This window comes from Neorhizobium alkalisoli (genome assembly GCF_002968635.1).
GTDB classification, from domain to species: Bacteria; Pseudomonadota; Alphaproteobacteria; order Rhizobiales; family Rhizobiaceae; genus Neorhizobium; species Neorhizobium alkalisoli.
In genome coordinates this window covers 95,941-121,269 of sequence record NZ_PVBN01000001.1, presented here as the reverse complement: position 1 = coordinate 121,269, position 25,329 = coordinate 95,941, and the positions used below count along the sequence as shown (strand labels likewise).

At 60.9% G+C, this 25,329-nt stretch carries 23 protein-coding genes and 1 tRNA gene; 11 read left to right on the top strand and 13 right to left on the bottom strand.

Annotation, left to right across the window (positions count from 1 at the left end; genetic code table 11):
• Positions 1-4 precede the first annotated feature (4 nt).
• The 5 genes from pstB to phoR all read right to left on the bottom strand — a co-directional run bounded on the left by pstB (position 5) and on the right by phoR (position 6,330).
• Positions 5-820, bottom strand: a complete 816-nt coding sequence (gene pstB / locus C5L13_RS00600; protein WP_105381339.1) for a phosphate ABC transporter ATP-binding protein PstB — start codon at positions 818-820, stop codon at positions 5-7.
• A gap of 15 nt (positions 821-835) precedes the next feature.
• On the bottom strand, positions 836-2,155 hold the full coding sequence (pstA, locus tag C5L13_RS00595; RefSeq protein WP_105381338.1) for a phosphate ABC transporter permease PstA: 1,320 nt from the start codon (positions 2,153-2,155) through the stop codon (positions 836-838).
• Positions 2,152-3,636 carry a phosphate ABC transporter permease subunit PstC gene (pstC, locus tag C5L13_RS00590; protein ID WP_105382013.1) on the bottom strand — a complete coding sequence of 495 codons (1,485 nt, stop codon included), beginning with the start codon at positions 3,634-3,636 and terminating at the stop codon, positions 2,152-2,154. Before pstC ends, pstA begins: the two co-directional genes overlap by 4 nt.
• Before the next feature lie 184 nt (positions 3,637-3,820).
• Positions 3,821-4,855, bottom strand: a complete 1,035-nt coding sequence (locus tag C5L13_RS00585; RefSeq protein WP_105381337.1) for a substrate-binding domain-containing protein — start codon at positions 4,853-4,855, stop codon at positions 3,821-3,823.
• A 194-nt stretch (positions 4,856-5,049) separates the two neighbouring features.
• Complete coding sequence (gene phoR, locus C5L13_RS00580; protein ID WP_245423196.1) at positions 5,050-6,330, bottom strand: phosphate regulon sensor histidine kinase PhoR; 1,281 nt, start codon at positions 6,328-6,330, stop codon at positions 5,050-5,052.
• A gap of 166 nt (positions 6,331-6,496) precedes the next feature.
• On the opposite strand from phoR, the gene ppk2 reads away from it, so the two are divergent.
• Positions 6,497-7,378, top strand: coding sequence for a polyphosphate kinase 2 (gene ppk2 / locus C5L13_RS00575; protein WP_105381336.1), 882 nt, complete (start codon positions 6,497-6,499; stop codon positions 7,376-7,378).
• Positions 7,379-7,381: 3 nt separating this feature from the next.
• Here ppk2 and C5L13_RS00570 read toward each other — a convergent pair whose 3' ends face one another.
• Entirely contained in the window at positions 7,382-8,665 is a 1,284-nt protein-coding gene (locus C5L13_RS00570; protein WP_105381335.1) for a hypothetical protein, read from the bottom strand.
• A gap of 239 nt (positions 8,666-8,904) precedes the next feature.
• Here C5L13_RS00570 and C5L13_RS00565 point away from each other — a divergent pair, with 239 nt between their 5' ends.
• Positions 8,905-9,861: an NAD(P)H-dependent flavin oxidoreductase gene (locus C5L13_RS00565; protein ID WP_105381334.1), complete on the top strand. Its 957-nt coding sequence runs from the start codon at positions 8,905-8,907 to the stop codon at positions 9,859-9,861.
• 124 nt (positions 9,862-9,985) lie between these two features.
• Positions 9,986-10,061, top strand: a tRNA-Thr gene (locus C5L13_RS00560).
• 21 nt (positions 10,062-10,082) lie between these two features.
• Here C5L13_RS00560 and C5L13_RS00555 read toward each other — a convergent pair.
• Complete coding sequence (locus C5L13_RS00555; RefSeq protein ID WP_105381333.1) at positions 10,083-10,976, bottom strand: glycoside hydrolase family 25 protein; 894 nt, start codon at positions 10,974-10,976, stop codon at positions 10,083-10,085.
• Positions 10,977-11,162: 186 nt separating this feature from the next.
• On the opposite strand from C5L13_RS00555, the gene C5L13_RS00550 reads away from it, so the two are divergent.
• Positions 11,163-11,870 carry a ribonuclease activity regulator RraA gene (locus C5L13_RS00550; protein ID WP_105381332.1) on the top strand — a complete coding sequence of 236 codons (708 nt, stop codon included), beginning with the start codon at positions 11,163-11,165 and terminating at the stop codon, positions 11,868-11,870.
• Positions 11,867-12,793: a dihydrodipicolinate synthase family protein gene (locus tag C5L13_RS00545; protein WP_105381331.1), complete on the top strand. Its 927-nt coding sequence runs from the start codon at positions 11,867-11,869 to the stop codon at positions 12,791-12,793. The genes C5L13_RS00550 and C5L13_RS00545 overlap by 4 nt, the downstream gene beginning before the upstream one ends.
• Positions 12,794-12,889: 96 nt before the next feature.
• On the opposite strand, the gene C5L13_RS00540 is transcribed toward C5L13_RS00545, so the two are convergent.
• The gene (locus C5L13_RS00540) at positions 12,890-14,005 is read right to left on the bottom strand and encodes an NAD(P)/FAD-dependent oxidoreductase (protein ID WP_205836801.1); all 1,116 of its coding nucleotides are present in this window, start codon (positions 14,003-14,005) and stop codon (positions 12,890-12,892) included.
• Between the two features lie 113 nt (positions 14,006-14,118).
• Between C5L13_RS00540 and C5L13_RS00535 the strand changes: the two genes are divergently transcribed.
• Positions 14,119-15,072, top strand: coding sequence for a D-2-hydroxyacid dehydrogenase (locus C5L13_RS00535; RefSeq protein WP_105381330.1), 954 nt, complete (start codon positions 14,119-14,121; stop codon positions 15,070-15,072).
• Between the two features lie 17 nt (positions 15,073-15,089).
• Positions 15,090-15,935 (top strand): GNAT family N-acetyltransferase, encoded by an 846-nt coding sequence (locus tag C5L13_RS00530; RefSeq protein WP_158693357.1) that lies wholly within the window; start codon positions 15,090-15,092, stop codon positions 15,933-15,935.
• On the opposite strand, the gene xth is transcribed toward C5L13_RS00530, so the two are convergent.
• Together xth and C5L13_RS28890 are read right to left on the bottom strand one after the other, a co-directional pair.
• Positions 15,932-16,705: an exodeoxyribonuclease III gene (xth, locus tag C5L13_RS00525; RefSeq protein ID WP_105381328.1), complete on the bottom strand. Its 774-nt coding sequence runs from the start codon at positions 16,703-16,705 to the stop codon at positions 15,932-15,934. The genes C5L13_RS00530 and xth overlap by 4 nt on opposite strands.
• 9 nt (positions 16,706-16,714) lie before the next feature.
• Complete coding sequence (locus C5L13_RS28890; protein WP_170117180.1) at positions 16,715-16,891, bottom strand: hypothetical protein; 177 nt, start codon at positions 16,889-16,891, stop codon at positions 16,715-16,717.
• 200 nt (positions 16,892-17,091) lie between these two features.
• On the opposite strand from C5L13_RS28890, the gene C5L13_RS00520 reads away from it, so the two are divergent.
• The 3 genes from C5L13_RS00520 to nadE are packed head-to-tail and all read left to right on the top strand — an operon-like array spanning position 17,092 to position 19,922.
• Positions 17,092-17,349, top strand: a complete 258-nt coding sequence (locus C5L13_RS00520) for an acyl carrier protein (RefSeq protein WP_105381327.1) — start codon at positions 17,092-17,094, stop codon at positions 17,347-17,349.
• A 21-nt stretch (positions 17,350-17,370) separates the two neighbouring features.
• Entirely contained in the window at positions 17,371-18,927 is a 1,557-nt protein-coding gene (locus tag C5L13_RS00515; protein ID WP_105381326.1) for a class I adenylate-forming enzyme family protein, read from the top strand.
• 8 nt (positions 18,928-18,935) lie between these two features.
• Complete coding sequence (gene nadE / locus C5L13_RS00510; RefSeq protein WP_105382010.1) at positions 18,936-19,922, top strand: NAD(+) synthase; 987 nt, start codon at positions 18,936-18,938, stop codon at positions 19,920-19,922.
• 66 nt (positions 19,923-19,988) lie between these two features.
• Here the strand turns inward: nadE and C5L13_RS00505 are convergent, their stop codons facing one another.
• The 3 genes from C5L13_RS00505 to C5L13_RS00495 form a co-directional block, all read right to left on the bottom strand.
• On the bottom strand, positions 19,989-21,509 hold the full coding sequence (locus tag C5L13_RS00505; protein ID WP_105381325.1) for an amidase: 1,521 nt from the start codon (positions 21,507-21,509) through the stop codon (positions 19,989-19,991).
• A gap of 162 nt (positions 21,510-21,671) precedes the next feature.
• Positions 21,672-22,784, bottom strand: coding sequence for a GNAT family protein (locus tag C5L13_RS00500; RefSeq protein WP_158693356.1), 1,113 nt, complete (start codon positions 22,782-22,784; stop codon positions 21,672-21,674).
• Positions 22,785-22,908: 124 nt separating this feature from the next.
• Entirely contained in the window at positions 22,909-23,301 is a 393-nt protein-coding gene (locus C5L13_RS00495) for a PRC-barrel domain-containing protein (protein ID WP_105381323.1), read from the bottom strand.
• Positions 23,302-23,570: 269 nt separating this feature from the next.
• Between C5L13_RS00495 and C5L13_RS00490 the strand changes: the two genes are divergently transcribed.
• Positions 23,571-25,268: a long-chain fatty acid--CoA ligase gene (locus C5L13_RS00490; protein ID WP_105381322.1), complete on the top strand. Its 1,698-nt coding sequence runs from the start codon at positions 23,571-23,573 to the stop codon at positions 25,266-25,268.
• The last annotated feature ends 61 nt before the right edge of the window (positions 25,269-25,329 follow it).

Below are 25,329 nucleotides of genomic sequence, written 5' to 3'. Positions count from 1 at the left end.
CGGATCAGCCGAAACGGCCCATGATGTAATCTTGAGTGCGCTGGTCGTCCGGATTGGTGAACATCTTGTCGGTATCGTTTTCTTCGACAAGCTGCCCCAGGTGGAACATGGCGGTGCGCTGCGACACGCGAGCTGCCTGCTGCATCGAATGCGTCACGATAACGATCGTATAGTTGGCCCGCAGTTCGTGGATCAGCTCCTCGACCTTGGCGGTTGCAATAGGATCGAGCGCCGAGCAGGGTTCATCCATCAGGATCACTTCCGGCGAAACGGCCACCGCACGGGCGATGCACAGACGTTGCTGCTGTCCGCCGGAGAGACCGGTGCCGGATTCGTGCAGACGATCCTTAACCTCGGTCCAGAGGCCCGCACGCTGGAGGCTCGCTTCGACGATCTGATCCATGTCGGTCTTGTTTCTGGCAAGACCATGGATGCGCGGGCCGTAGGAAATGTTCTCGTAGATCGACTTCGGGAACGGGTTCGGCTTCTGGAAAACCATGCCGACGCGGGCGCGCAACTCAACGACGTCGATATTCTGGTCATAGATATCGTCGGTATCGAGGGTGATCCTGCCGGTGACGCGGCAGTTCTCGATCGTATCGTTCATACGGTTGAGGCAGCGCAGGAATGTGGACTTGCCGCAGCCGGAAGGGCCGATGAGGGCAGTGACCGTGTTTTCCCGGACGTTCAGGTTAACGTCGAAAAGCGCTCTCTTTTCTCCGTAATAGACCGACACGTCCTTGCCGATCATCTTGTAGGAAGCATCGTTCATCTTCTGATCCAGGGCCTTTTCGACTGCTGCTTCTGACATCATATTCATCGTGTCCTACTCCTTCTACCAGCGCCGCTCAAAGCGTCGCCGCAAGAGAATTGCGCCAACATTCATTACGATGAGGAACAGGAGCAGAATGATGATCGCTCCAGAGGTACGCTCGACGAACGCACGTTCCGCCTCGTTCGCCCACATGTAGATTTGGACCGGCAGCGCCGTCGAAGGATCGAGCGGCGTCGTCGGATAGTTGGCCACGAATGCCACCATGCCGATCAAAAGCAGCGGGGCCGTCTCGCCGAGTGCGTGAGCAAGCCCGATGATGGTGCCAGTCAGGATGCCAGGCATGGCGAGCGGCAGGACGTGGTGGAAGATGGTCTGCATCTTCGACGCACCGAGACCAAGGGCGGCCGCCCGGATCGACGGCGGCACCGCCTTCAGTGCGGCTCGCGTCGCGATGATGATCGTCGGCAGGGTCATGAGGGTCAGCACCAGGCCGCCGACCAGGGATGCGGAGCGAGGCAGGCCCATGAAGTTGACGAACACGGCAAGGCCCAGCAAGCCGTAGACGATAGACGGGACCGCCGCGAGATTGTTGATGTTCACTTCGATCAAGTCCGTGAACTTGTTCTTCGGTGCGAACTCCTCGAGATAGATCGAGGCAGCGACGCCGATCGGCAGCGACAGGACCAGCACGATCATCATCATATAGAACGAGCCGATCAGCGCGACGCCGACGCCGGCGGCTTCCGGACGGCTCGACGCGCCGTTAACGAAGATGCCGGTGTTGAAGTGTTTGGCGAGCACGCCGGTTTCGGCGAGCTGGTTCATCCAGGTCACCTGCAGGTCCGATACCTTGCGGTTTTCTTCGGCAACGGAGAGATTGATCTGGCCCTTGAAGGCAGAATCGATATCACCGGCCGCCAGCAAGGTGATGTTCTGTGTCGTTCCGATGATCGCCGGGTTGGCAACGACCATGTCGCGAAGCTGGGTACGGACGCCATCCGACAGCAACTGGCCGACAGCGCGGATCTTCACCCGGTCATCGACGCTGACGCCGAGCGCCTTGGCAAGCGAATTGCGGGCGACGACCGGATAATTAGCCGTCAGCAGCTTCTGGGGATTGGTGGCGCGCTCGTTCTGCGGATCGATGACCTGCTCGGAGAATTCGACCGGTATCGTGATCATCGTCTGCTGGAAGGCGGTGTAGCCCTTGGAGACGACCGACCAGAGGAGAATCATCAGGAAGATGATGCCGAAGGAAAGAGCGGCGATACCATAAGTCCTGAACCGGCGCTCGGCGGCGTAGCGGCGCTTGATGCCGATATCCCTGCGGCCGGACTTGGCCTTGGGAATACCTGAGACGGGAGAAACCACATCGGTCATTCGTACTGCTCCCGATATTTGCGCACGATGTAAAGCGCGTAGATGTTGAGGCAAAGCGTGATGGCAAAGAGCGTAATGCCGAGCGCGAAGGCCACCAGTGTCTGCGGCGACGTGAATTCGAGGTCGCCGGTCAGCTGGTTGACGATCTTGACGGTCACCGTCGTCATCGGCTCGAAGGGGTTGAGCTGGATGCGGGCAGCAACGCCGGCGGCAAGAACTACGATCATGGTTTCGCCAACCGCACGCGAGGCGGTCATCAGCAGTGCCCCGACGATACCGGGCAGCGCGGCCGGCAGGATAACACGCTTGATGGTTTCCGACCGGGTGGCGCCGAGGCCGAGGGAACCGTCGCGCAGGGCGCGGGGTACGGCGGTGATGATGTCGTCCGACAGCGACGAGACGTATGGGATCAGCATGATACCCATGACGAAGCCGGCTGTCAGAACGCTCTGGGCCTGAATGAAGTTCGAATAGTCACCGGTCACAAGCCCGTTCAGCTGCGAAGACAGATCCCTGAGGAACGGGCCAACGGTCGTCAGGGCGAAGAAGCCGTAGACGATGGTCGGAATACCGGCGAGGACTTCCAGCAGCGGCTTGGCCACCGACCGCACCTTCGGCGAGGCATATTCGGCCATGTAGATTGCCGAGAAGAGACCGATCGGCACGGCGAAAAGCATAGCGACAAAGCCGATATAGAGCGTGCCGAGCAAGAGCGGGATCAACCCGAACTGACCCTCCGAGCCCCCCGAGCCAGCCGCGGCGAAACGCGGGTCCCAAACGGTACCGAAGAAGAACTCCCAGGCCGGCACATGCGTAAAGAAGCGCGTTGCTTCCGTCAGCATGGACAAGACGATGCCGACAGTCGTCAGGATCGCGATGGAGGATGCAACAACCAGGCTGACAAGGATCACCTTCTCCACCCGGTTGCGAGCACGGAAGCGCGGCGCGATCTGACGGTAGGCGAAAGCGGCGCCCAGCCCGGAAATCGCCAGCACCGCGGCGGTCATCGCCAGGCGGCTGGCATAGGTCATGGTGTTCAGGTTGCCGGCAGCCTCGACCATGTAGGGCTGCGGGTCTCCGGCGAGCGGAACACCCTTGGCACCAAGCGCCGAGCGCAGGTCGACGGGATTGCTGCCGACCCGGTCGATTTCTTCGAGGCTCAGAACGTTCATTCCGCGGGCGATCGACGTGATCATCCCGAACGCCAGTCCCTGCTCTGCTTCGGACTGCGCCTTCACCTCATCAGGAAAGGCACCGCGTATCGAGGAACTGATATAGGTCGGACTGGCAACCAGCCAGATGAAAAGGACAAAAACAGCAGGAACGATGGCCCATACGGCCACGAAGGACCCATAGTAGCCGGGCCGCGAATGGAGCTTGGAGGAAAGTCCTCCACCGACAGCCAGCGAGCGCCGCGCCCCGATCACGTAGCCGGCGAGGCCGACCATCGCCACAATCAACAATATCAATGATGTACTCATCAAGATCCCCCGGCGTACCGCCTTCGGCGGCAATCCATCACCGCCCAGCTCCGCCCATCGGAGCCGATCGCATTCGCCGCCGCGCCTGCGCAACAATCACAGCAACAAGCCCGCTTGCCAGCCGGATATCCCAACCCCGGCAACAAGGAAGCCGGCGCCACCTTCGCGGCGCCGGCTCTTGGCATTACATCGTCTTGCCAGCGGCAAAGTCCTTGCGAACCTGCTCGCGCTGAGCGTCCGGAGCCGCTACGAGGCCGTATTCGGCCAGCGGGCCTTCAGGACCGACCATGTCGTCGGAGACGAAGAATTCCACATATTCCTTCAGGCCCGGGATAACGCCGAGATGAGCCTTCTTGACATAGAAGAACAGCGGGCGGGAAACCGGATACTTGCCCGAGGAAATCGTTTCCGTGGACGGAGCAACGCCGTTGACGGTGGCAACCTTCAGCTTGTCGGCGTTGTTTTCATAGAAAGCGAGACCAAAAACACCGAGGCCGGTCTTGTTGGCAGAGATACGGGCCAGGGTTTCGGTGTAATCGCCGTCGATGTCGACAGCCACGCCGTCCTTGCGGACTGCAACGCACTTGGCAGCTGCCTGCTTGGCGTCGGTGATGGCGGCCTTGATGACGTCCTGAGCGCCAGCGTCCTTGCAGCCGTGCGTCATGATCTTCTCTTCGAAGACTTCACGGGTGCCGTGCTTCGAGCCCGGGATATACGCAGCGATCGGGCCCTTCGGCAGCGTCGCGTTGATTTCGGACCAGTTCTTGTAGGGGTTTGCGACGAGCTTGCCGTCAACGACGACTTCTGCAGCAAGAGCCTTGTAGAGGTCCTTCGGCTCGATCTTCATCTCGCCGTTGCTGGAGTCGGTGGCGAATACGATGCCGTCGTAACCGATGCGGATTTCCTGGACGTCGGTAACGCCGGCTGCCTTGCAGGCCTCGATCTCGCTCTTGTTGATCGGACGCGAGGAGTTGGCGATATCGATCGTAGCCTCACCGACGCCCTTGCAGAATTCCTTCAGGCCAGCGCCCGAACCGCCCGACTCGACGATCGGCGTCTTGAAGTTCGGGAAGGTTTCGCCAAAGGTTTCAGCGACGATCTTCGCATAAGGAAGAACGGTCGACGAGCCAGCAACCTGGACCTGATCGCGTGCGGCGGCAGCGCCGGCAAACGCAACAGAGGCCACCAGGGCTGCTGCAGAAAGTTTCATGATGTTCATGAGGGATCTCCCATTATGGGGCTTGTGTGAATACGGACGTCACCGGCTCTCACTCTCGCCGGCGTTCAGCCCGCTTGTCTTAGCCGCTATTGCCCGTCCCTTTTATGTCAGTTCAATGAAACATTTATGACACATCAAGTATTTGAAATTTTTACATAAAATTTATTGCCGACATAAAATAAACTGGCTTTATGTCAAAACCTGACGGTGAACTCGCTGCCCTTGCCAACCTCGGACTTCACGATCAACCGGGCGCGGTGGCGAGTGAGAATATGCTTAACGATCGCAAGCCCGAGACCGGTGCCTTTCTTGGAGCGGCTATCTGCCACGCTGACCCGGTAAAATCGCTCCGTTAGACGCGGGACATGCTCGGCAGGAATGCCCGGCCCGCGATCGACGACGCTCACCTCCACGGGCTCCGCGCTATCATTCCGGACATAGACATCGACAACTTCGCCCTCCTGCCCGTACTTGCAGGCGTTCTCGATAAGGTTTTCAAAAACCTGCACAAGTTCGTCCCGATCGCCCAGCACCTCGACCTTGCCCTCCGGCAGATGTGTGCGGATCTCTACGCCAAGGTCTTCGGCAAGAGGCAGGAGTGCGTCCCGTACATGACCAATCAGCGGCTTCAGATCGACCGTCTGATCCGGTGCGATGTGTGATTTGAGCTCCAGGCGCGAGAGCGACATGAGGTCATCGATCAACCGGCTCATGCGCGTCGCCTGATCGAACATGATCGCAAGAAAGCGCTCCTGGGCGGCCGGGTCGGATCGCGCAGGGCCCTGCAACGTCTCGATGAAGCCCCGCAATGAGGCAAGCGGGGTGCGCAGCTCGTGGCTGGCATTCGCGACGAAGTCCGAGCGCATCCGGTCGATCCGGCGCAGTTCCGAAATATCCTTGAACGACAGCAGATAGAGCTTCGGCGGCGCTTGATCCGGCTGACCACCGATCCGACGGCCGAAATCGATCGGCGCGATGCGCAATGTGTAGACGCGCTCGGACGGCAGCCGTTCGGAATGTTCGATCTGGTTCGGTTCATCGGTGGCGATCGTCTCGCGCACCATGTCGAGAATGCCCGGTGAGCGAAGTCTCGCGGAAAGATGCGAACCGGTCGGAAGGGCTCCGAGAGCCCTTTCCGCCGCCTTGTTCTGGAAAAGGACGATGGCATCCTGGCCGAGTATGAATGCCGGCATGTCCAGCGCGGCCAAGGTCGCCGCCACCTGCGGCATCGGATCGAAGACCGGCTCGTCTTCCACCACTATCGGTCGCTCCGCCTCCGGAGCCGAGATGGGCTTGCGCGCCACGACCACCAGCAACAGCAACAGCCATCCGGCAAGCACGCCCGGCCATTGCATGCCGGCAACAAGAGCGAGGGTGGCGAGCAGCGTCAGCAGCAGCAGCAGGGGCCGCTCCTGACGTGCCCGCGCCGTGATTTCCCCAAACCTGTCCCACCAATTGGTCTGCGCCGACTCCACGATCCGACTCGCTGTTTTCGATGTTGAACACGCGCACATATACTGCTTGCATGACAGATATACATCGCCCGCAAGGGTCAGCGCAAAAAACGACCGGTGCAGGATGGTGGCCGAATGTCCAAGCTGCTTTACATATGAGGGAACCAGCACATCGGAGGAAATGATCATGGCGGACGCGACCGGGAACCGGGCAGTCAATCTGGAAATCGACGGCAAGCTCAGGCGGTTCGACGTCGATGATCCCGTCCTGCCGGACTGGATCGAGGACGCATCCCTGGCCTGGGGCGGCTATCCCTATGACGACAAGATGGACAAGGACAAATACGAAAAGCAGCTTGAACACCTGCAGATCGAACTCGTGAAGGTGCAGTTCTGGCTGAAGGCCACCGGCAAGCGCCTAATGGCACTGTTCGAAGGGCGGGACGCGGCCGGCAAGGGGGGCACGATCTTTTCGATCCATGCCTATCTCAACCCACGCTCGGCCCGGGTCGTAGCCTTGAACAAGCCGACGGAGACCGAGGCCGGGCAGTGGTATTTCCAACGGTACATCGCGCATTTCCCGACAGCGGGCGAAATCGTTCTCTTCGACCGCTCCTGGTACAATCGGGCCGGAGTGGAACCGGTCATGGGATTCTGCACTCCCAAACAATACGAGGACTTCCTGACGGCCGTGCCGCGGTTCGAGGACACGATCCACGACGAGGGCATCATCTTCTTCAAATTCTGGTTGGATATCGGCCGCGAGATGCAGCTCAAGCGCTTCCATGATCGCCGACACGACCCACTGAAGATCTGGAAGCTCTCGCCGATGGACATTGCAGCGCTCGACAAGTGGCACGACTATACCAAAAAGCGCGACATCATGCTCGAGAAGACGCACAAGCAGGAGACACCCTGGACGATCCTGCTGGCCAACGACAAGCGTCGCGCCCGGCTCAATGTCATTCGCCATATGCTGTTGGCGCTCGACTACGACGGGAAGGACAGGAACGCCATCGGCGAGATCGACCACAAGATTCTCGGCCAGGGGCCGAAATTCCTGAAGTAGGGATTATTGTCCCGGCAAGATGCGGACCGAATAAAGCAGTACCGGCAGATCAGGCCCGTCGAGACCGGCATTGATGACCAGACGGCCGGGAGCATTCGGCGCCAGCGAGCGCTCGAATGTGACGCGGAAGAGCGCCTCCAGCTTTTCCTGCGTGGCAGTAAAGCGATGACGGCTGCAGTTGCCGAGGCTTCCGAAGTCGCAACGCACGGACAGCTGCACGGAGCGATCCTGCGCCGATTGCAGCGTCAGCGCCACGGTCGAGCTCTTGCCGGCCATGGCGCGAAGTACCTCGGCGGGCACCTCGATCGCAACGTCGCCTCCCTCGCCGCTCGTCATGGAAAGGATGCGAACCGCCTGACCCTCCGCTCCAGCCACGGCTTCGACCCGCGCCTGGCCGGAGGGCTTCAGCCTGGCGATGTCGGAAGGAACGAAAATTTCCACCCAATCGTCGGAAAACCCGTTGCGCGGATCGAAAGCTCCTGCCTCCCGCCCAGTCTGCTGACGGCTCAGAGACTGATCGGCAACCTTCATCGCCTCGTCGATGAACGACTGGACCATTCCGGATTGGTAGAACCACCAACAGGCCCCACCCACTATGGCGAGGGTGATCAACCACGTGAGGAGATGCGACAGGAATCCGCGGCGCTTGCGCGGTTTGGCGGCCCGCTCCGGCGGCACGTCCAGCGTTGTGCCGGAGGGCGCGGCCTGGCTTTTTCCGGATTTCCCCGGCTTGGGCGTCTTTACCGGCGGACCGGCTTCAATGCGTTCGTCGCGTTCGACCGCAATCCGGCCAAGATCGCCCTCGGATGCAACCGAAGTCTCCGGCAGGGGCGTCGGATCAGGCGCAACGACAGGCGCCACAGGCGAAGCCTCGGGAGTGACGGGGGCAACCTGGTGAGCGGCTTGAGGCGTGGAGGGAGCGACGGAGCGCGTTTCGCCACCGAGCGTCACGTCCGGCCCCAGCTCCGCAGGGCGCTGAGCTGGGACAACCACGGGCGGCGCGACCGGCTCAGAAGCAGGAATATAGGGAAGCTCCGTATCGAGCTCGATCTCGGGCGGTGGCGGTGCCTCGGCCAGCCGGCGCACTTCCTCCATCTCGATCTGGTGGATCTTGTCTTCCAGCAGCTCGTGCTGCTGCATGATGATCAGCCGATCGCTCACGCCCTGCTTGCGAAGACCGGCATCGAGCGCTTGCCGCGCCGACTGATAAATACGAACCCGGGTATCCCGATCCGCTCTGTTGGAGCGATCCAGTGCGTTCCTGATGGCCGTTTCCAAACCGCTCACTGCCGGTCCTTCTTCTACTCATTCCCGATACGCGGGACTTTACCTTTCGGTAACCTCTCTCACCCGGAACTGCAAGCGCCGCACCATGCCGAGAAATAAGGTCAGGATATGTCTCATACGCTCCTGGAACAAATGGGCGATAAATGTTCTGAAATTTTTCCACCGGCTTTTCCCGCGCGACTTGATCTGCTAGACAGATTGACGTTTGCGTAAACGTCAATCGGGAGGTTCTTTTCCGCATGCTTCCAGCAATCCTCAGGGACAGGCTGCGTCTGCCCGTCGTCGCGTCGCCACTTTTCATCATTTCTCATCCGGAACTGACGCTGGCGCAATGCAAGGCGGGCGTCGTCGGCGCTTTCCCTTCGCTCAATGCGCGGCCGGAAAGCCAGCTCGACGAGTGGCTTGCGATGATCACCGAGGATCTCGCCGCCTATGATGCGGCCAATCCTGAAAGGCCTGCCGCTCCCTTCGCCGTCAACCAGATCGTGCACACCTCCAACAAGCGGTTGGAACACGACCTGATGATGTGCGTGAAATACAAGGTGCCGATCGTCATCTCGTCGCTCGGTGCCGTACCGGAGGTCAACGCGGCGGTGCATTCCTATGGCGGCATCGTTTTGCATGACGTCATCAACAACCGGCATGCCAGCTCGGCGATCCGAAAAGGGGCGGACGGATTGATCGCGGTTGCCGCGGGCGCTGGAGGCCATGCCGGAACGCTTTCGCCCTTCGCGCTCGTCCGGGAAATCCGCGAATGGTTCGACGGGCCGTTGTTGCTGGCCGGGGCGATCGCAACGGGCGGCGGCATTCTCGCGGCACAGGCGATGGGCGCGGACATGGCCTATATCGGCTCACCCTTCATCGCCACCCGGGAGGCACGCGCGGTCGATGCCTACAAGCAGATGATCGTCGATTCGAACGCCGCCGACATTGTCTATTCCAACTATTTCACCGGCGTTCACGGCAATTATCTGAAAGGTTCGATCACGGCGACGGGCATGGACCCCGATGCTCTGCCGGTCGCCGATCCCACCAAGATGGATTTCGACCAAGCAGTGAGCGGTCCGAAGGCCTGGAAGGAAATCTGGGGTGCCGGACAAGGCGTGGGCGCGGTGAAGTCGGTGGTTCCCGTCGCCGAGCTTGTGGAGCGGCTCGAGAGCGAATACGAGGCGGCACGGAAGCAGCTCGCGCTTTGAGCGCGGGTCCCGGCCGCAACCGACAGGAAAATCGCAGAGGGGATCAAATCACGGCTTGAAATTGCAGGTCATTGCCTGTATCAGCCGCATCACTCGCAGCCCGGCCGAGCCGTTCGCTGCCCGTGCCGCTTTAGCTCAGTCGGTAGAGCACATCATTCGTAATGATGGGGTCACGTGTTCGAGTCACGTAAGCGGCACCACTTTTCACACCATGAGACGGATTAGAACGGACGATAGAGTAAGTCCGCTTCTGCGATCAATGCCGGGTCCGGGGTGTTGGACGGAAGAAGTTCGCCCTTTGCCCAAACACGCTTCAGCTCATCGAGGTTCACTCCGGCGACATTGACGTCGATATCCGTCGACGTCCCCGGGACACGGTACGGGCAGTGTCGCTTTGAGCAATTCGATGCCGAGGAAAACTGCCAGAGAAAGTAGTTCGACCAGCTTCCCATCGGGAAGACCTGTGCAACATCCGGCTTGTAGCGGGCGTACCAGATCGGCAGCCGGGACAAGAGCCGGTAGTCGTTGCGGCGCGCGGCGATATAGCGGGCGACGCTGTGGTTCGTGTAGAGAATGGGATAGCGGCCGGTCCTGGTCTTCAGATGGCGCGCGAAAATTTCGGCGTCCTCAAGCGACATGAACTTGTCTTCCAGATCCTCGATGTCGAGGACCATCAGATCCTTGTCGTCCGGCTCGGCATAATCCAGGAAGTGGTTTGCCTGGTCGATCGGATTTCCCGGCCGCGCAAGATGATAGGCGCCCCAGAGCAGGCCGGCCCCCCGGGCAACGAGGCGGCGCGTCTGGTAGAGTTCGCGGCTGACCGCATATTTCCGCCACATGGTCTTGCAGTGCCCGACGGTATCGCCGCCATGTTTTCCGGTACAGCTGTAGCTTTCCGGAAGTCCATCCGACGCCTTGTGGATGAAACCCGCTATGCGCTTGTCGGTGAGAAGCTTCTGCCAGTCGATGATGTTGAGTTCGTAGGCATCGATGACGAGCGGAGCCTTGGTATCCCGCCAAACCTGCTTTTGCCCGGCATGCCCGTCCGCCGGGCTCACGAGGCTGAATGCGAGGGCGGCCAGCGCAGCGGCCAATCGGAAAATCCCCTTGTCCATTTCAGGAGAGTAAGTCCTTAACCTTAAGCGAGGCTTAATTTAGAGATCACTCAACATCTGTTGCCGGGCCGTCTGCGGCCCGGAACGCCCGCGGGAGAGTTCGCCGTTCCTTGACGAAGGAAGCCAGCCGAAGGAATATCCCGCGCGCCGCCGACTCCGGCACTCAGCAATCCCCAAGGAGAATTCATGTCGCTGGATCCTGACATCATCGAGACGCTCAAAAGCGTTTCCACCGCCACGCTCACCACGGTGCTTTTGAAGAAGGGGCTGCGAAACGTCTGGATGCGCGGCACCAAGCCGCTGAAGCCCGGCCAGGGCCGGGTCGTCGGCAAAGCCTTTACGCTGCGCTTCGTACCGGCGCGTGAAGATCTCGCCACGCCGGAAAGCTGGTCTTCGCCGATCTCCACCCGCGCCGCGATCGAAGCCATGCCGGAAGGCTGCGTGGCCGTTGCCGACGCGCTCGGCGTGACCGATGCCGGCATCTTCGGCGACATCCTCTGCGCCCGCATGGCAAAGCGCGGCGTCGCGGGGCTGATTACCGACGGGGTGATGCGCGATGCGGAAGGTGTCTTCGCCAGCGGCATGAAGGTCTGGTGCAATGGTATTGCCGCACCGCCATCGGTCGCGGGCCTCACCTTCGTCGGCTGGCAGGAGCCGGTCTCCTGCGGCGGAGTCGCCGTGTTTCCGGATGACGTCGTCGTTGTGGACGAGGACGGTGCTGTTCTGATCCCCGCAAAACTTCTCGATACGGTGCTTGCCGAAGCCCCGGAACAGGAGCGCATGGAAGCCTGGATCATGACAGAAGTCGACCGCAACGTGCCGCTGCCGGGTCTTTACCCCATGAACGCGGAAACCAAGGCCCGCTATCAGGCCTGGAAGGATGGCCAGAAATGACATTCGGCGTGGAATCCAAAGGGGTCTATGCGATTGCGACCACGCCGTTTCTGGAAGACGGGTCAATCGACTTCAACTCGGTCGACCGGTTGACGGACTTCTACCAGGAAAGCGGCTGCACCGGCATAACCATCCTCGGCATCATGGGCGAAGCGCCCAAACTGGAGCCGGAGGAAAGCCGGGCAATCGTCAAACGGGTCGTTTCCCGCGCCAAGATACCGGTGATCGTCGGCGTCTCGGCACCCGGCTTTGCCGGCATGCGGTCCCTGGCCCGCGATTCCATGGAAATGGGCGCTGCGGGCGTGATGATCGCCCCGCCGCCGGCGCTCAGAACCGACGACCAGATCGTCAACTATTTCGCCGGGGCCGTCGAAGCGGTCGGCGATGACGTGCCCTGGGTGCTGCAGGACTACCCGCTGACGCTGACCGTCGTGATGTCACCCGGCGTGATCGCCAAGATCATTTCCAACCATCCGTCCTGCCTGATGCTGAAGCACGAGGACTGGCCGGGGCTGGAGAAGATCTCCAGGCTCCGCGCCATGCAGAAGTCCGGCGAATTGCGACCCTTCTCGATCCTTTGCGGCAATGGCGGCATGTTCCTCGATTTCGAACCGGAGCGAGGTGCCGACGGCGCAATGACCGGCTACGGCTTTCCGGACATGCTGACGGAACTCGTGGGCCTCTTTGCGGACGGCAAGCGGGACGAGGCCCATGATCTCTTCGACGCGCATCTGCCGCTGATCCGCTATGAACAGCAGCTGGGCGTCGGCCTTGCCGTGCGCAAGCATGTGCTGAAGCGGCGCGGCGTCATCGCCACGGACGCGCAGCGCAAGCCGGCGCAGATGCTTTCGGCTACGGCCAAGGCGGAGGTGGACTACCTGCTTGGCCGGCTTGCGAAGCGGGACAAGCGCGCGGCCCTCTAAGAAGGCATCGCTTGCTGCGGCGAGCCCCCCTCATCCGCCTGCCGGCACCTTCTCCCCGCTGGGGAGAAGGTGCCCGAAGGGTCGTATCCTCAAGGTTCAGCCCAACGTCAGGCTTTTGACCTTCTCCGCTATCGCCATGGAGGCCGTCAGGCCGGGGGATTCGATGCCGTAAAGCGCGACATAGGCAGGATGCGTGGTTGCGTCCGAGCCCTGAATGATAAAGTCGCCGCCGCCTCCCGCTACCGGCCCCACCACCTTGGGCCGCATGCCGGAATAGGCAGGCTGCAGCGCGCCATCCGCCAGATCCGGCCAATAGCGCCGGATTGCCGCATAGAACTTGTCGGCCCGGCGAGAATCAACGTCATAGTCGATCGCCTCCACCCATTCGACATCCGGGCCGAACCTCGCCTGTCCCGCCATATCGAGCGTAAGATGGACGCCAAGCCCACCCTGCTCCGGAACCGGGTAGATCAATCGTCCGGCTGGAGCGCGGCCGGCAAGGGAAAAATAGCAACCTTTGGCGTAGTAGCGCTCCGGCACCGTCGTTCGATCAAGGCCGAGGATGCTCTCGGAGACGGCCCAGGCGTTCAAACCCGCGGCGTTCACCACCAGCTTGGCCTCGATCTCGACCGGATCACGGCCGCCAACCGAAAGCCGCACGGTATCCGGCAGAAGCTCGCCTCCCAGAACGGGTGCTTGCAGGACAATGGCACCGCCGTGAGCTTCGATATCCGCGATATAGCTTTCCATCAGACGATGGCTGTCGATGATACCGGTGGAGGGTGAAACGAGTGCCGCAAAGCCCGTGATCTGCGGCTCCAGCCGAGCCAGTTCGACGCTATCGATCAAGAAACAGTCGTCGACGCCATTTGCCTCGGCCTGCTTCAGAAGCTTTTCGAGATAGGCGACCTCCACCTCGCTCGAGGCGACGACCAGCTTGCCGCACCGCTTGTGCGGGATATATCGCTCCCTGCAATAGTCGTAGAGCTTGCGCTTGCCGGCAACGCAGAGCTCGGCCTTGAGGCTGCCGGTCGGATAGTAAAGACCGGCATGGATCACTTCGCTGTTGCGGGAAGACGTCACGCTGCCGGTCATTGGCTCGGTTTCGAGAAGCACCACTTCGCGACCGGCGATCGCCAGTTCACGCGCCACCGCGAGCCCCACCACGCCGCCGCCGATGACGACGCAATCGAGTTCCAGCACTTCCCCCATTCCTTGCTCCGCACTTTTACCTTCCGGATGGCGGGCGGGATGATATACGAGAAATCGAACGCGGCCAGCGCTTTGGACGACGGGAGGATGTGATCAATGCGGGATTTCAGGCAATGCTGAAGGTGGTTTTTCTCGACCGCGACACGATCGGGCCGTCCGTCGAAATCACTCGGCCGGCCTTCGCTCATGAATGGGTGGAATACGGCAAAACGGCGCCGGAAGATGTGCCCGCACGTATTGCCCATGCCGACATTGTCATCACCAACAAGGCTCCGGTCCGCGAGGGGGCTATCGACGGCGCGTCGAAGCTGAAGATGATCGCGGTGGCCGCTACCGGCCATGATGTCATCGATCTCGCCTTTGCTAGAGAACGCGGCATCATCGTTTCCAACGTGCGCGGCTACGCCATCAATACCGTGCCCGAGCACACGTTCGCGCTGATTTTTGCGCTGCGCCGTTCGATCGTCGGCTTCCGGCAGGACGTGATCGGCGGCGAATGGCAGCGCGCCAACCAGTTCTGCTTCTTTACGCACCCGATCCGCGACCTCGCGGGTTCGACGCTCGGTATCTTCGGGCGCGGCACGCTCGGCAAATCCGTGGCCAAGATCGCGGAAGCCTTCGGCATGAAGGTAGTTTTCGCAGCCCGCAAGGATGCGGAGACGGTCGGAGCCGGCTACACCGCCTTTGATGAGGTCCTGGAGACCGCCGATATCATCAGCTTCCACATGCCGCTGACGCCGACGACCCGCAACCTGATCGGCATGGAAGAGTTCCGCAGGATGAAACGGAAGCCGCTGATCATCAACACGGCGCGCGGCGGGCTCGTAAACGAGGCTGATCTGGTGACGGCTCTCGATGAGGGGCTGATCGCCGGTGCCGGTTTCGATGTGCTGACGAAGGAACCTCCCTTGCCGGACAATCCGCTGCTGACGATTCTCGACCGGCCGAATGTCATCGTCACACCGCATGTGGCATGGGCGAGCGACGAGGCGATGCAAACGCTTTGGGCGCAAGTCGTCAGCCATGTGGAAAATTTCGAAAAAGGAACGCCGACCAACGCACTGTAACTCCGGAGGGACAATCGATGGATCAGAATGCGACCGTCACTCGTCGCCCGCTTTCAGCCTCTTCGCTCGACGACGCGGCCAAGGGATTTACGGAAGGTTTCGTCGGCTATGTCGTGCCAGTCAGCGTCAAACCGGAGGCCTTGGCACTTCGTATTGCACGGGAGGATGTCGACGCTGATATCAGCGAAGTATTTTTCGACGGCGACAGGCCCGTCGGCATCCTGCTCTTGGCGAGGCGCGGCGAACGCTCACGCATCAGCGCGCTCGGGGTCGGTCCGACGATCCGCTCCAAAGGTTTCGGCCGGCGCGTCATGCGGGAGGCTATAGAGGCCGCTCGCAGCCGTGGCGAAAGGCAGCTGATCCTGGAAGTCATCAATTCCAACGTCAAGGCTCGCGACCTCTATCTGTCGCTGGACTTTCAAATCACCCGAAAGCTGGTGGGCTTCAGCAGAGCCGCGACGCTTCCAGCACCGGGTGTCACGCCGGCTGAGGAATGCGATCTCGGTACAGCCGTCGAAATGCTGTCTCGATTTTCGGATGCCGGTCCCACCTGGCAGACGGACCCCATCTCCTTTCGGCAGGCAGGCCCGCCTCTCAGAGGAGTTGCACTCGAAGACAAGGCGGCCGCGCTCGTCGACGACAGCGGCACGGACGTACGCCTCTATGGCTTTGCGGTCGATCCGGCTTATCGCCGTCAGGGTGTCGGCCGGTCGTTTGCGGATGGCCTCGCCGCCCGCTATCCGGATCGCAAGCTCTACATCATCGAGAACGTGCCGGCAGGCCTGCTCGACCTGTTCATGCGGCGCATCGGCTGGCGCAAAAGCAGGCTGACCCAATCGGAGATGTCGCTCGATCTCGCCTAGTCGGCGATTTCGATCCAGGCCGGCGCGTGATCGCTGGCGTGATCCCGGCCGCGGACATGGCGGTCGACACCTGCATCTTGGAGCCGATGGGCAATCGAAGAGCTGAGCAGCAGGTGATCGAGCCGCAGCCCGGCATTGCGGCCCCAGGCATTCCGGAAATAGTCCCAGAAGGTATAGATGCGCTCGTTCGGATGGAGACTGCGAAGCCCATCCGTCCAGCCCTGCTCGAGAAGATCGGTAAAGATATCCCGAACCTCGTGCCGGAACAGCGCGTCGTCGCGCCATCGTTCCGGCGCATAGACATCAAGATCGGTCGGAATGATGTTGTAGTCGCCCGCGAGAATGACGGGAGCGCCGGTATCCAGCAGTGCCCGCGCATGCCCCAGGAAGCGCTGATACCAGGCGAGCTTGTAGTCGAACTTGGGCCCGGGCGCCGGATTGCCGTTCGGCGCATAGAGGCACGCGATCAGCACGCCCCCAACTGCCGCTTCGATATAACGGCTGTGCTCATCCTCCATATTGTCGGGAAGGCCACGCCGCGTCTCTATAGGATCGGTGTCGTGAGCCAGAATGGCGACGCCGTTCCAGCTCTTCTGACCATGCCAGATGGCGCCGTAACCGGCCTTCTCGATGGCTGAAAGTGGAAACTTCTGTTGCGGAGCCTTCAGTTCCTGCAGGCATACGACATCCGGCCGCGCCTCCCCGAGCCAATCGAGAAGAATGTCCAGGCGACCGTTGACGCCGTTCACATTGAAGGTCGCGATCTTCACCGGAGACTGTCAGCGCGGGCGGTCGCCTCTATCGCCCTCGCCCGCCTTTGCCTTCGCCTTGGCGCTTTTGCGGACATCCTGAGCCAGCGAGCGGCCGACGTCGTCGGATTCCTTGAAGCGGCCTTTGTCGTCCCGGCGGACATAGCGCTTGTCCGTGCCCGTATCGATCAGCTCTCGTTTTGCCATTGCCGGCCTCCCTATTTGAAGTCTCACACAACGCAGAACGTCGCTTTTGGATGCAAAATCGGGAACAGTTCAAAACAACACGGATGCTTTAGCGAAAGATTCAGGACTATCGGCAAAGGATAGCCGCAGTAAAAACCGGTGTGTCTTCGATCCTTCGCGGTTCGAAGGGACGTGGTGTGGCTTTTTGAAGGGGCTGTTCGATGACTGAACGTTTCACAGGTACCGTGCGCGAGTTTATTGCCGAGAACTTCCTCTTTCGCGCCGATGCCGATATTTCCAACAGCCAGTCGCTGCTCGATACGGGCGTTATCGACTCCACCGGTGTCCTCGAGCTGATCGCATTTCTCGAAAGCACCTATGGCATCACGGTCGCTGACGAGGAAATCATTCCGGAAAATCTGGACAGCGTCGACAACATGACAAAATACCTCGCAAGCAAACTTCCCGCCGCTGCCTGACACACCGAAAGGCTATCTAAGATGCGGCTTGAGGCAAGGCTTCGCGACAGTGCCCGGCGCTTTGCCGGCAAGACGGCGCTTGTGGCAGGCGACATCCGCCTGACCTATGGCGAACTCGATGCCCGCTCGGACCGCCTCGCAGAAAGCTTCGCCCGCAATGGAGTGAAGCTTGGGGATCGCATCCTGGTGCTCCTCGACAATGGGCCGGAGGCTGTTTTGAGTTTCTTCGGCGCCTGGAAGATCGGCGCCGTCCCCTGCCCTCTCTACCCCTCCATCAAAGCGGACAAACTGGCCGCCATCCTCGACAGTACCGAAGCTTCTGCAATCATCACCCAGGCCCGGCTGCAGCCGACGGTCGAAGCGGCGGTTGCCGCGACGAGAATTCGGCCGGCCGTGTTCGTGGCTCAGAGCGAGGTGCGTGACGAGGCCGCCTCCACACTGCGTTTCGAAGGCGCCGTCGACGGCTTGGCGAGCACGACTATCGAGATATTGAACGACACCGACAGCCTCGCACTGCTGATCCATACTTCCGGCTCGACAGGGAAACCCAAGGGCGTGATGCTCTCACATGCCAATGTTGATGCCGCCTGTCAGTCGATCGTCAGCTATCTTGGCAATACGTCCGAGGATATCGTCCTGAACGTGCTGCCGCTCTCTTTCGGATACGGCATCACCCAGGTTGTCACCATGATCATGGTCGGCGGCACGTTGATCCTCGAAAAGAGCTTCGCCTTCCCTCGCAAGATCCTGGAGCGGCTGGCGCAGGAAAAAGTGACGGGCCTTCCTCTCGTGCCACCCATGGCCGCGCTCGTCGTCGGCATGAAGGATCTCGAGCCGGGTTTCCTGCCACACCTGCGCTATATCACGAGCGCAGCAGCGGCAATGCCGCCCGCGTTCACCGAACGGCTAGAGCATCTATTCCCCCAAACCCAACTCTTCCTGATGTACGGGCAGACGGAATGCATGCGCGCCACCTATCTGCCGCCGGCAGAAGTCGCTCACCGGCCGCTGTCCGCCGGAAAAGCTATCCCCGGGACCCATGCCTATGTAATCGATGAAGACGGCAATCCTGCGCCGCCCGGCGTGATCGGCGAACTGATCGTCGAGGGGCCGCATGTCATGCTGGGCTATTGGCACGACGCATCGACGACACTGGAAAAGCTTGTGCCGCTTCCGCTCGGCCGGCGCCTCCATACCGGCGATCTCTTCCGCGCCGACGAAGATGGCTTTCTCTACTTCGTCAGCCGGCGCGACGACATCATCAAGACCCGCGGCGAAAAGGTCAGTCCGCAGGAAGTCGAGCGGACGCTCTACGAGCTAACCGAGATCGCCGAGGCGGCCGTCGGCGGGGTGCCGGACCCGGTTTTCGGCGAGGTCATCCGCGCCTATGTCGTGCTCCGCCAAGGCGCGATCCTCACCGAGCGCGATATCATACGGCACTGCGCAAGCCGGCTCGAAGATTACATGGTGCCCAAAAGCGTCGAGTTCCGCGACGCTTTGCCGAAAACCACCACCGGAAAAATCAGGCTGAACGCCAATAACAGCAACAACGAACCGATACAGGGGAATGTCGCGTGATGCGAGCCATGAAAGTTGCCGACAAGACGGGAAAATTCTCTCCAGATACGCTGAAGCTCGATGCGGAGGCGGAGATCGAGCACATCTCAAACTGGATACGCGAAACGGTGATGAAGGACCTGAGGAAGCGCGGCGTCGTGCTCGGGCTTTCCGGCGGCATCGATTCCAGCGTCACGGCAGCACTTTGCGCCCGCGCGCTCGGACCGGCAAAGGTGACGGGCATCTTCATGCCCGAGCATGACAGCGACCCGGAGAGCCTGCGCCTCGGCAAGGCGCTCGCCGAGGCAGTGGGCGTCGAAACCGTCCTCGAGGACATCGGTCCCGCACTTGCGGCAGCGGGTTGCTATACCCGCCGCGACGGTTTCATCCGCCAGATCGTGCCTGAATTCGGCGAAGGCTGGGGCTGCAAGGTGGTGCTGGAAGATGCATTGACCGGTCGCGGCTATAATATTTCCTGGTTGGTGGTCGCCAATCCGGCCGGAGAGCAAAGCCGCCACCGTATGCCGCTCGATGTCTATCTCGGCATGATCGCCGCCGCCAACATGAAGCAGCGGACACGCAAGCAGATCGAATATTACCACGCCGACCGCCTGAATTCAGCGGTCGCGGGTACACCGAACCGACTGGAATACGACCAGGGATTTTTCGTGAAGAACGGCGATGGCGCGGCCGATTTCAAGCCGATCGCTCATCTCTACAAGAGCCAGGTCTACCAGCTTGCCGAAGCACTCGGCGTGCCCGCCGAGATCCGTAGCCGCCCGCCGACCACCGATACGTGGTCGCTGCCGCAGGGCCAGGACGAATATTACTTCTCGCTGCCTTATGACCGGATGGACCTTTGCCTCTACGGCCTCGACAACGGCATTGCCCGCGAAGAAGTCGGCGAGGCAGCCGGACTGACGCCTGATCAGGTGGATGCCGTCTGGCGCAATATCGCGTCGAAGCGCAAGGTCGCGGAATATCTACACGCCCAGCCATCGACCATGCTCGGCTGAGGCTACGGATTATTTGACCGGCAGGATGAGGGCGGGAAGCGGACAACTTTCCGCCTGGAAGGCAGTCTAATCGAGCGCCGCGCCGGCCGACCTCGGTGTGGCATATGCCGAAGGCTTGCGCTCGTTCCAAGGCCTCGCAGCCTCGATCTGGCCAGCCAATCGGAAAAGTGTCTCCTCTTCGGCAAATCGTCCCACGACGTGCATGCCGATCGGTAAGCCGCCGGCGGACCAGGACAGCGGCACGGACATGGCGGGCTGTCCTGTTACATTGAAGACGGGCGTCCACGGGATGAAACCGAATGTTTCGGCCGCCACTCGCTTCACGAAGCCAAGCTTCGTGAGAAGCCATCCCGCATTCGTTCGCGCCAGAGCGCGAATGATCCGCTTCTCGTTTGGTGAAGGTTGAAGTGCGCCGATTGGCGGAGGAACAGCGGAAAGCACCGGCGTCATCAGCACGTCGCACGAACTGAAGAAAGCCGAAATCCCTCTGGCAGTCAGCTTGAGATAGCGCAATGCCGTGGCAAGTTCGCTTGCCGAAATGGTTTGTCCAATCATTCCAAGCCCAAGCGTGGACGCGTCGAAATCATCGACGCGAACTGGTACGCCTGCCGCCTTGGCCGCCCCTTCGATGTCTGCCCGCATTTCCGCGGCAAGCACCGTCAGGAATGACAGCGAGAATTCATCCGCGTCGACAACCGGTGCCGCCTCGACCACGTCGTGTCCGAGTTCCTCCAGCAGTTTCACAGCGTCGGCAAATGCCAGGACGACCTCCGGGTCGACTTTCGTGCCGAGCATCGGGCTCGACGACACTGCAATCCGAAGCTTACCCGGTGGCCGTTCAAGCGCCTTGAGGAAAGAGCCCGAAAAAGGCGGAAGATAGTGAGGGGCACCGGTATCGGCGCCTTGGGTGAGATCAAGCAGGGCAGCAGAATCACGTACCGAGCGCGTCAGAACATGCTCCACGGAAAATCCTGCCCAAGGCTCGCCCATGAACGGGCCGGCGGGCGTTCTGCCGCGCGTCGGCTTTAATCCAAAGAGACCGCAGGCGGATGCCGGGATACGGATAGATCCCCCGCCATCTCCGGCCGAGGCGATCGGGACCATCCGGGAAGCGACCGCCGCCGCCGAACCCCCGCTGGAACCACCGGGAGTTCGGGTCGGATCCCAGGGATTTCGCGTCGGGCCAAAGGCATCGGGCTCCGTATAGGGTGTCAGTCCGAATTCCGGAGTATTGGTCTTGCCCAGGATGATCAGTCCTGCCTTTTTCCAGCGCTTCACGAGTTCGGAATCACCCGACGCCGGGAGCTTTGCCAAGAGACGGTTACCCTGCGACGTGGGTACCCCGGCCACCATCGAAAGCAGGTCCTTCAGCAGAAAGGGAACGCCCGCGAATGGCGCATTAGCATCGGTCGTAACTGCCGCCCGGCGCGCTTCGTCGAACATCGGCCGTATGACCGCATTGAGAGCCGGGTTCCTCGTCTCTATCCTGTCGATCGCGGTTTCGACCACCTCGGCGGCGGATACCGCTCGCGCCCTGACCAGTTCCGCCAGCCCCAGGCCATCAAGATCGTCATATTCAGCGATCACGCAAACCTCCCCGGCCCGGATTGCCCGGCAAGCCAAGAATACGCGTACTTGAGCGACCGATCTATGCAGCCTTCCGCATGAAAGGAGGGGGCTTTACAAGGACCGCGATGCGATCAAACTCTTGCGACCACGAACAACAAGTTCGGCTTTCGAGATCTTTGGTTAGTCGAAATCGTCGCCGATCAGGCGGGTCCAGTTCTCGCCGGCAAGGCCGCTGATCAGGCCTTGCCCAGTCTTGACCGGCTCCAGCAGCGACTTGTCCTTGGCGTGTGCAACGAAGAATGCGCGGCCATAGAACATCGTCTTGCGGCTGATGAGTTCCGGCGTCAGCCAGGGATGACCGGCGCCACGGATCGCGGCGCAACCGCTGGCATCGGCGTGAGCGAAGAGATCCTCCACCAGATCGCCCGCGACTGCCGGCGAGCAGAGCGCCTGCAGAAGCCAGGCGATACCACCGGGACGGCCGTAGTAGACGTAGCAGCCGACGAGCTGCCCGCTGCGGGATTCGGCGATACGCCAGACGGGCTTTCCATATTGGCGTTTCTGTTCCGCCTGGTCCATGAACCATTCGAGTGTCGGCCGGTCCCATTGCGGCTTCAGCGGGAAAGTATCAGCAAGTTTCAGGACCGCCTCGATGAACTCCTCGCGCGGCGCATCCCAGAAATTCGCCCGGCCCACACCATGGACTTTGGGCGCGCGGAAGGGTGAAGCGCCCATCTTTTCCACCAATCCGTCGGCAAAGGCGCCGACGGGACGCAAGAGGCGCGCAGCTTTTACCGCACGTTCGGCAACCTGAACCGCAGCCGATACGGGGCGCAGGACGCGCAACCAGTTGAGGCTGTAGGCAATATCGAGCGGCAGGGCGAGCTTCTGCCACATGCCAAGGGCAAGCGCATTGGCGGTTTCGGTGAGCGATATATCCTGCGGCCCCGCCAGGAAGGAACGCAGAAGGCGCGCACCCGCCAATGGGTTTTGTTCCGGCCGGTCGACCATCATCGAACCCGCGAAGGCCGCCCGCAGCGATCTGCCGTTAAGCTCCAGCCGCGATGGAAAAACGCCTATGAATCCCTCGACCTCGCCAGCCGCGCTGACAAACACCTTCGAGCGGATTTCGTCGTCGTACCAGGGATGGTCGAAATAGATATCGCGGAAATACTGGATCATCGACGGCCGCAATGGCTCAGAATCCCGGAAGGTCTTCTGAAACAGCTGAGCGACCGACGGCAGATCCTCCCGCTCCAGATCCCGGACGCCACCCGCCTTATCCGCCATCATGCCCATTTGCCGTCCTCTCGCCTCGTTTTCCATCGGGGCGGACGGCAGCGTGCCAGAATAGATTTAAGCAAATGAAAAGAGGCCCCGCCAACCGCGGAGCCCCCTGAAGCTTCTGGCTATCGGGTTACATCCAGTAGGGCGGCACGCCGTAATAGTCGTAGATCGTCCGGCCCTTGTCATTGTACCAGGTATCGTCGTTGAGATCGCGATAGCGCGGGGCGCCCGTGATCTGGTCCTTGGTCAGATCGATGCGATATCCGTCGAGTTCTTCGTCGTAGCGCAGTTTCTCCCACGGGAGCGGATAATAGTCGTCACCGATTCCGAGGAAGCCGCCAAAACTCAGGACCGCATAGGCCACCCGGCCGCCGCGCTTTTCGAGAAGCACGCGCTCGATCGAACCGATGTGCTTGCCGTCCGCGCCATAGACCCGGGTGCCTTCCACCTTGTCGCTCGCAATCAGCGACGGCGTATCCTTGACGTAGGGATCCTGACCGGCTCGGGGTTCATGATGCAACATAACGCACCTCCTTGGTTTCCTCGTGTTACTATGATGTTACTCAGGGAAAACGTCTTGCCGTCTCCTATGTTCCTCCCCGCTGGCGAAGGTGACGGACCTACTCGGCAGCCCGGTTGACGTTTACGTCAAGGTTATATAGCTGTTCAAAACAGAGACTATGGCTTTACGCCACAGGACCATGGCATAATCTGTTTCTGGCGGCAGGGTGGAGGACCTTGCTGCACGCTTTGGCAAGCGCGAAACAAGAAGAATGATGGAGGAGGTTCCATATGAGCGAAGTCACTGCACGCACCGACGCCAATCCCGACAAGATCTGGCTGGCCTCGTATCCGCCGACGGTGCCGGAGGAAATTCCGCCGCTGACCCATCGCTCGCTGGGCGAACTTTTCGAAGACAGCTGCTCGCGCTTTGCGGACCGACCGGCATTTTCCAGCATGGGAAAGTCGCTCAGCTTCCGGCAGCTTGAAGCGGAAAGCCGCAAGATTGCGGCTTGGCTGCAGGCGCAGGGACTGGTCAAGGGAGACCGCGTGGCGGTGATGTTGCCGAACATCCTCCAGAACCCGGTGATCGTCTACGGCATCCTCCGCGTCGGCCTGGTCGTCGTCAACGTCAACCCGCTCTATACGCCGCGGGAGCTGGAGCACCAGTTGAAGGATGCCGGCGCCAAGGCAATCTTCGTCCTGGAGAATTTCGCCCATACGGTTCAGCAGGCGCTGCCGAATACGGAAGTGAAGAATGTGGTTGTCGCAACCATGGGCGACATGCTCGGCCTCAAGGGACATATCGTCAACCTGGTCGTGCGCAAGATAAAGAAGCTCGTGCCGGAATGGTCGCTTGCCTCGGCCAAGAGTTTCAAGCAGGTGCGTGACGAGGGCGCGCGACTGACCGTGAACCCGGTCGAGGTGAACGGCCGCGACATCGCTTTCCTGCAATATACCGGCGGCACGACAGGTATCTCCAAAGGGGCGATCCTCACCCATTCGAACCTGCTTGCCAACAAGGAGCAGATGGGGACCTGGCTCGAGACTGCATTCCTCACCAAGCCGCGGCCGGATCAGCTCCAGTTCCTCTGCGCCCTGCCCCTCTACCATATCTTCGCGCTCACGGTGAACTCGCTGATGGGGGTCGCGACGGGCAGCCACAACATCCTGATCGCCAACCCACGCGACATCCCGGCCTTCGTCAAGGAACTTCAGAAGTACAAGATCCACGTCTTCCCGGGTCTCAACACGTTGTTCAACGCGCTGATGAACAATCCGGATTTCCAAAAACTCGACTTCTCGTCGCTGCTGCTCGTGTTCGGCGGCGGCATGTCAGTGCAGCGCCCGGTCGCCGAGCGCTGGCTGAAGATGACCGGCTGCCAGATCACCGAGGGTTACGGCCTGTCCGAGACCTCTCCCGTCGCCACCGCAAACCGGCTGGATGCCACCGAGTTCAGCGGTATGATCGGCCTGCCGATATCGTCGACGGAAATCTCGATCCGCGATGACGACGGTGCGGAAGTCGAACTCGGCGGCGTGGGTGAAATCTGCATCCGGGGGCCTCAGGTCATGGCCGGCTATTGGAACCGTCCCGATGAAACAGCCAAGGTGATGACCGCGGACGGCTTCTTCCGGACCGGTGACATGGGTTATATGGACCGGCAGGGCTATACCAAAATCGTCGACCGCAAGAAGGACATGATCCTGGTTTCGGGCTTCAATGTCTATCCGAACGAGGTCGAGGAGGTCGTCGCCAAGCATCCGGGCGTGCTCGAATGCGCTGCGATCGGGATACCGGACGAACATTCCGGCGAGGCGGTCAAACTCTTCGTGGTCAAAAAGGACCCCAACCTGACGGAATCGCAGATCAAGGCCCATTGCGTCGAAAATCTCACGAATTACAAGCGGCCACGCTTTATCGAGTTCCGCACCGAACTGCCGAAATCGAACGTCGGGAAGATCCTGCGGCGCGAGCTGCGCGGCTGACGGACGTTGCATTGCGGCGACAGATCGACAACAAGGACCGGTCCCACTGCTTGAATCGAAG

Coding starts and splice junctions, on each gene's coding strand:
- pstB (WP_105381339.1), bottom strand. CDS start 820: ATGAATATGATGTCAGAAGCAGCAGTCGAAAAGGCCCTGGATCAGAAG.
- pstA (WP_105381338.1), bottom strand. CDS start 2,155: ATGACCGATGTGGTTTCTCCCGTCTCAGGTATTCCCAAGGCCAAGTCC.
- pstC (WP_105382013.1), bottom strand. CDS start 3,636: ATGAGTACATCATTGATATTGTTGATTGTGGCGATGGTCGGCCTCGCC.
- C5L13_RS00585 (WP_105381337.1), bottom strand. CDS start 4,855: ATGAACATCATGAAACTTTCTGCAGCAGCCCTGGTGGCCTCTGTTGCG.
- ppk2 (WP_105381336.1), top strand. CDS start 6,497: ATGGCGGACGCGACCGGGAACCGGGCAGTCAATCTGGAAATCGACGGC.
- C5L13_RS00565 (WP_105381334.1), top strand. CDS start 8,905: ATGCTTCCAGCAATCCTCAGGGACAGGCTGCGTCTGCCCGTCGTCGCG.
- C5L13_RS00555 (WP_105381333.1), bottom strand. CDS start 10,976: ATGGACAAGGGGATTTTCCGATTGGCCGCTGCGCTGGCCGCCCTCGCA.
- C5L13_RS00550 (WP_105381332.1), top strand. CDS start 11,163: ATGTCGCTGGATCCTGACATCATCGAGACGCTCAAAAGCGTTTCCACC.
- C5L13_RS00545 (WP_105381331.1), top strand. CDS start 11,867: ATGACATTCGGCGTGGAATCCAAAGGGGTCTATGCGATTGCGACCACG.
- C5L13_RS00540 (WP_205836801.1), bottom strand. CDS start 14,005: ATGGGGGAAGTGCTGGAACTCGATTGCGTCGTCATCGGCGGCGGCGTG.
- C5L13_RS00535 (WP_105381330.1), top strand. CDS start 14,119: ATGCTGAAGGTGGTTTTTCTCGACCGCGACACGATCGGGCCGTCCGTC.
- C5L13_RS00530 (WP_158693357.1), top strand. CDS start 15,090: ATGGATCAGAATGCGACCGTCACTCGTCGCCCGCTTTCAGCCTCTTCG.
- C5L13_RS28890 (WP_170117180.1), bottom strand. CDS start 16,891: ATGGCAAAACGAGAGCTGATCGATACGGGCACGGACAAGCGCTATGTC.
- C5L13_RS00520 (WP_105381327.1), top strand. CDS start 17,092: ATGACTGAACGTTTCACAGGTACCGTGCGCGAGTTTATTGCCGAGAAC.
- C5L13_RS00515 (WP_105381326.1), top strand. CDS start 17,371: ATGCGGCTTGAGGCAAGGCTTCGCGACAGTGCCCGGCGCTTTGCCGGC.
- nadE (WP_105382010.1), top strand. CDS start 18,936: ATGAAAGTTGCCGACAAGACGGGAAAATTCTCTCCAGATACGCTGAAG.
- C5L13_RS00500 (WP_158693356.1), bottom strand. CDS start 22,784: ATGATGGCGGATAAGGCGGGTGGCGTCCGGGATCTGGAGCGGGAGGAT.
- C5L13_RS00495 (WP_105381323.1), bottom strand. CDS start 23,301: ATGTTGCATCATGAACCCCGAGCCGGTCAGGATCCCTACGTCAAGGAT.
- C5L13_RS00490 (WP_105381322.1), top strand. CDS start 23,571: ATGAGCGAAGTCACTGCACGCACCGACGCCAATCCCGACAAGATCTGG.